Source organism: Stygiolobus sp. RP850M (assembly GCF_037389295.1).
GTDB lineage: Archaea > Thermoproteota > Thermoprotei_A > Sulfolobales > Sulfolobaceae > Stygiolobus.
Genome location: NZ_JBBHKU010000004.1, coordinates 1 through 5,978, shown reverse-complemented (window position 1 = coordinate 5,978; position 5,978 = coordinate 1). Strand labels below are relative to the sequence as shown.

The following is a 5,978-nucleotide window of genomic DNA, read 5'->3' as shown; positions in this document are numbered from 1 at the left end:
AGGGAGAATGTAAAGAAAAGAAAAAAGAAAACGATAACTTCTAGTTCTCAGGATTTAGCTACTTCTCCCAGTTCCTTGAATATTAGATTGAAGTCAGCCTCAGATAACTTTACGAACACTCCATAGTGTCCCATAGCACATACGGCATAGTCACCCGCAGCTACTGCCCACCCGTGGAACGGTGTCCACTTCATCTTAGTTAACATCGTGAATCCTTCTGCCTCCATACTACCCATCATTGTGTTTGCCGCACACATCTTGGCTACTAATTCAGCCATTTCCTTTGGTATGTCGCCTTTGTATCCCAGTAGTTTACCGTCCGCTGAGAAATGACCTGCGGCTATTGCTCCCTTTATCTTCATTAACCTTTCGAGTTTTTCTTCACTCATGTTTGTTCAGTTTTTATTATATCAACCATTAATATAAGATTTTTGCAAAACTCTTTTTAATTTCAAATAAATTACAACATATTTCTTTTCATTCTATTATGATAACAATGATAAATTATTCATAATGGACTTGAAGACTATGAAATGTTTTGATAGTAAAGTTTATATAATAAAAATCTTTAATTTCAGTAAGAATAATTTAAAAGATAAAAAATGGTTTCTAACTCTTTACTCTAACTTTGTATTATCCTTTACTCTCTAAGCCCCTTATCACTTTTAGTGCCTCACTTACGTGAGATGAGGGGTTTAGCTGAGAGGAGTAAATATGGATAATTCGCCCATCGATGTCTATCACAAATGTCACCCTAGGCGGTATAAGTAAGCCTTTGACGCCGTATAACTCCCTTATCTTACCTTCTGTGTCAGATACCAATATGAACGGTAATTTATATTTCTCCTTAAACTTTTTATGAGAGTCCACATTATCGCCGCTTACGCCGATTACAACAGCGTTAAGCTTCTGGAGGTCATCATACCTATCACGGAAAGACATTGCTTCAACTCTACAGCCTGGAGTATCGTCCTTAGGGTAAAAGTAGAGAATTACAAACTTCCCTCGGAAGTCCGAAAGTCTTATTTTTCTCCCTTCGTCGGTAATTCCTTCAAAATCAGGAGCCTGATCACCTATTTTTAGTTTCACATGATCTTAACGTATTTTTCGTATTTAATTTTGCTTACAAAATAGCCAATCAATTAACTTACAGCAGTTATTAGATTTTGCCTTGACTTCAAGGCTACACCTAACGAGAAATCTCATAACTGCTGTAACTTATAAAATAATAGTTTTTATTTCACAACTTCAAAATTTAGGTGGATGAACGTTTGTACATAACTTAATGAGACTGTGACTCTTTTACGTAACTGCTAGTTATTTTTTATCACTTCTAAATATTGTTTTGAGAATGTTTGTATAGCGTTACCAACGAATTTTTACTGACGATCTCCCTAACTGATGACGGACTTTGCTCACGAGGATGAGAGCGAGAAAAGTGTGGATGGGAAGGTAGGGTGTTTTCTTCTACTAGCCCCAGGGACTTAAGGGTAACTGTGTATGATCCCTTAGCCCGTGGCGGAATTAGAAGTAATTAGAAGTAAGGAAAAGTTACGCCATGGGTAAACACGTACTAGCTGGATTAAAAGTTATCAACCCGTACTCACTAATGAAGAAGATAAGCCAAGGTATGGTTAACGAAGAGAGGCTTAAGGGTGATGCGTCGTTTGTAATAATGACAAAAAGGAGATAATATAATTATATCAACTCCTCGTCCGTTTGTCCCTACACTTTCATTCATTTTATGTTTATTCATGATATCGATTGTAGAGACTTAGCCCTTAACCACAGGTGGGTCATGGGACTCCTTCGAGCCCAACGGCACGGGGCTCACATCTCTGCAATCACTCTCACCCTTTTGCCCACATCGGCCTGAGAGATCATCATATAGCAACAAAAATTCGCTATAAACAGACAAAAAATTTCTTTTGACGTGAAAAAGAACTCAGCCCTTAGATGTGGCACAACTCTCCAGTTACACCACGGGTAAACACTTACATTACTCCTTGTGTGATCGCCTTGTATAACCTCACTTGTTAAAGTCATAACATATTACATCGGTTGGGTCGCAACTCTTAAAGGACACAGCAAATACACAGTAAAACTCCTCTTTACCCTCAGCAATCCTTCTTGCTATCTTCTTCATCAATAGATAATGGATGTCTAGGGTATTACTTCTTCCAATTTTATTGTGAACAAGAAGTGAATGAGGGTTTTTCATAATAGTTTAAAAATAAATAATAAAAAGAACTTACTTAACTACTACCTCCTCCTTAGTCAAATCCACACCTTTGGTTTCCTTCAAACCTAAAGTAGCTATGGCAGATATTACTCCCCATATCGCTAAGAACGTTGTCACTATCCATGAGTGTACTAAATACTGGGAGGGCAAACCTAGAAGTCCTACGAGTAATATAGGCATCAAACCTCCTTCTACTGCGGCAGCCAATTGCAAACCGTAACTGGCTCCACTGTACCTATACTTTGTGGGAAAACTTTCCGGATAGAAGGCCGCCATTGATGCATATGGTGCATAGGCAGCAAAACCTATTAAGAACTCCATGGCGAAGGCTAGAGACAAGTTACCGCTCAGGAACCCGTATACGTAAGGATACGCAAGGGCAGCTATTAACAAGTCACCTATGATGAGTGAAGTCCTTCTACCCAATTTATCGCCTAAATAACCGAACAGCGGATTTGATATTAGGCCAGCTATTGAGAACAAGTAAACTAGGGCTGAAGTCAGAGGAACTTGAATTCCCAAGAAGTTAACATATTCTGGGTAATGCAACTCCTTCCCTACAACCTTCAGATAGAGACTAGGCATTACTGTGGCCGGTATATAAACGGCAATGAAGACACTACCTATCGATAACATTAGTAGTATTATCGGTTTCCACGCGTATTTGAAGACCTCTATCGATGGCACCTTACTTATCTTGCCCTCGCTCTTTATTTTCTCAAAGGGTATGCTTTCCGTCGCTAAGTATCTAAATAATGCACCTAAAAACGCTACGCTCCCACCTACTATAAAGCCTATCCTCCAGCCTATTGTAGCAAAGTCCTTGCTGAAAACTAGGAGTACTGTGGCTGCACCAATAAAGCCTAAAGGTGAGGCAATCTCAATAAGGGACGTGAATAAAGCCCTCTTTGAAGATACGTGTTCTGAAACCCATGTAGCTACTCCTCCCCACTCGCCACCAACCCCTAAGCCTTGTATGAACCTAAAAGCGAAGACTGCTATCGGTGCTATTAATCCGATCGTAGAGTACGCAGGCATTAGTCCCACCGCTATCATAGCTATCCCTACTAATACTAAATCAAAGCTCAGTGCGTGTCTTCTTCCTAACTTATCACCAATGTGACCGAAAACTGTCGCACCTAAAGGTCTTGCGAAAAACGCTATTGCATATGATGATACTGAGGCTAATATTGACACAAGGTAATTAGATGAAGGGAAGAAGAGTTTAGGAAATGCTAGTAGAGCGGCATAGATAAATAAGTAGTAGTCATACCACTCTATAGTAGTTCCTACCAGTCCTAAAATCGCGACCCTTGAGACCGAGGACATGAATTGTTATAGCGTCTTACAACTTATAAGCTTATTTATTTAAATTACTTTACTTTTAAGATGAAAATTTTATTTTTATAACGCAAGTTTATAGCCATTTACTAATTTTTGATAATACTCTTGTAAAGGCTGATTTAAATTCCAAGTTCTGCAATCTAGGACCCCTAGGTGAAATTTATATTCCTAAATGGAAAAGTAGTTGAGCCAAATATTAGGCGTTATTTAGCTCCCTTATACTCGTTTTAATCTCTTTTATGAAATTTTATATGCCAGTGGTTGTTATTACTAGTCGTAATAGAAAAGGCCAACTACTTAGGGGCGTATTTTTCATGGGTAATGGACTCATATGATTTTGATTGTTAATGAAATGATTGGGGTGATACTCTTCGAGGTTTTACCAACTACTAGGAAGAAGTTGCACGAGAGGTTTTACAGTGACTATAAGGAGAAGTACCCCTTCCTACCTTCAAGGGTTATTGAAGGTGCTTATATCGTAGCTGAAAGGATTGTTAAGAGTTTTAGGGAGAGGAGGAAAAAAGGATTAACGAGGAAGGATAAACCAGAGTACAAAAGGGTTATGATCACTATTCCTAATTATGATTAATTGGAGGTTTAACAGAGTGTTCATCAGCGTTTTAACTCACAAGGGTTGGGTTGAGATACCCCTCAAGTTCACTAAACAATTTACCCGCTACGTATATGAGAGTTGGAGGGTTTCGCAAGAGCTTAAGTTAAGATTAGTTGGTAGGAAAGTCCTAGTTTGGTTGACTTTTGAGAAGGAGGTTGAGGTTGAGTCCAAGGATGGTAATTATATCTCTATTGACGTTAACGAGAACAACGTCACTTTAGCGGTTTTTGAGGGTTTTAAACTCAAGGAACTGAGGAGATATGAGACTGGGTTAGGGAGGGTTGTGGTTAATTACTCCCTGAGGAGGGAAGAGATTACTAAGGGGCATTCAACTAAGGACCAACTAGTTAAGAAGAAGTTGAGGAAATTAAGGGAAAAGGAGAGGAAGCTCGACATTCTGAGGAAGACTGTAAAAAGGATAACAGAGCTTGCTAGGAGCTTAAGTGCTAAAGTCGTAGTAGGTAAGTTTTCCTCAAGGTCTAAGGAGAAGATGGAGGGTGATAAAAATGATAAGCTTAGGCATAGGATTCACCAGTGGAGTGTTGTTAAATTTGTGGAGATGTTGAAAGCTCAGCCGATAGACGTTGATGAGGTTTCTGAGTCATATACTTCCTCTATCAACCCGTTTAACGGTGAGAAGTTGAAGAAGAGGAAACAGATAGTTGAGAGAGCTATAAAGGTTTTTAACCCCTACCTGATGACGGGCTCTGCTCACGAGGGTGGGGGGATTAAGGTTTTCAAGGTGAACGCTAGGTACTTGGAAAGCGGTGGAGTTCTTTTGGAAAGGGATTCTATTGCCCCTCTTGACTTGGTAAGGAAGGTGGATGGGAGGGAAGTGGTATTTTTCTCGACTAGCCCCAATGAGTTAAGGGTGAATGTGTATGAGTCCTTGAGAGAGGTGCCGTGACGGAATTAGATTAAGAGTAAGGATAAGTTACGTCACGGGTAAACACCTAACTCAGCGATAACATTTTTAAACAAAACTACGAAATAAATGAACCTTGTGATAGTAGGTTACTTTGACGGATTGTGCGAGCCAAAAAACCCAGGTGGTATAGCGACCTTTGGTTATCTCATAATCTTGAATAACGGACAAAAAATCAAAGGTTATGGACTTGCTGCAAAGCCTTTCTCAAAGGACTCTACTAATAACGTAGCTGAATATACGGGAATAATATGCCTGATGGAGGAGTTGAAAAGACTCAATGTATTTCAGCCTATAATTAGAGGCGACTCTCAACTTGTGGTAAAGCAGTTAAACGGAGAGTATAGAGTTAAGGCACAGAGAATTATACCTTTATATAAGAGGGCTTTAGAGTTGAAAGAGGAATTAGATGCTAAGGTAGAATGGGTGCCTAGAGAGTTAAACACCGAAGCAGATTACCTAAGTAGAGTTGCTTATGATCTAGTTGTAAAAGGAAAACTTGCTGATGTAGGATGCAAAATTTTTGATCATTATATGTAGATGCTGGTGGGTTTGGTGGTATTGCATTTGCACTATATCCATTAAAGCCATATTGTTGTAAGGCAAGTGTGCAATTGAAAATATTTCCATTCATCAATAAGAAGATTACACTCATGTTATTATTATCATCCGCCTTGAACCAATTATACAACCAAAATACTCCATGTCGAAAATAATTTTTATTGTTTTGTTGATCCGGTGGCATAAAAGCAAAATAATTTAATCCTTCATATGATGCTTACTAAAAACCGCAAAAATTCGACAACAAATCCTCGGTGCAAACCTCAAGTACTATTTTCTAAGTTTCTCTTGCC

At 39.0% G+C, this 5,978-nt stretch carries 5 protein-coding genes and 1 pseudogene; 3 read left to right on the top strand and 3 right to left on the bottom strand.

What is annotated here, in order from left to right:
* Window positions 1-47: 47 nt before the first annotated feature.
* Both WIW52_RS00100 and WIW52_RS00095 read right to left on the bottom strand, forming a co-directional pair.
* Window positions 48-389, bottom strand: coding sequence for a DUF2173 family protein (locus tag WIW52_RS00100; RefSeq protein ID WP_337707782.1), 342 nt, complete (start codon window positions 387-389; stop codon window positions 48-50).
* A 244-nt stretch (window positions 390-633) separates the two neighbouring features.
* Complete coding sequence (locus WIW52_RS00095; RefSeq protein ID WP_337707781.1) at window positions 634-1,089, bottom strand: peroxiredoxin; 456 nt, start codon at window positions 1,087-1,089, stop codon at window positions 634-636.
* A gap of 469 nt (window positions 1,090-1,558) precedes the next feature.
* On the opposite strand from WIW52_RS00095, the gene WIW52_RS00090 reads away from it, so the two are divergent.
* Window positions 1,559-1,693, top strand: coding sequence for a hypothetical protein (locus tag WIW52_RS00090; protein WP_337707779.1), 135 nt, complete (start codon window positions 1,559-1,561; stop codon window positions 1,691-1,693).
* Between the two features lie 558 nt (window positions 1,694-2,251).
* Here the strand turns inward: WIW52_RS00090 and WIW52_RS00085 are convergent.
* A complete protein-coding gene (locus tag WIW52_RS00085; RefSeq protein WP_337707777.1) occupies window positions 2,252-3,571 on the bottom strand; it encodes an MFS transporter in 1,320 nt (439 codons plus the stop codon).
* Window positions 3,572-3,923: 352 nt separating this feature from the next.
* Here WIW52_RS00085 and WIW52_RS00080 point away from each other — a divergent pair.
* A pseudogene (locus WIW52_RS00080) lies at window positions 3,924-5,148 on the top strand (IS200/IS605 family accessory protein TnpB-related protein); the annotation flags it as partial.
* A 54-nt stretch (window positions 5,149-5,202) separates the two neighbouring features.
* Window positions 5,203-5,664 (top strand): ribonuclease HI, encoded by a 462-nt coding sequence (gene rnhA, locus WIW52_RS00075; protein ID WP_443295327.1) that lies wholly within the window; start codon window positions 5,203-5,205, stop codon window positions 5,662-5,664.
* Window positions 5,665-5,978 lie beyond the last annotated feature (314 nt).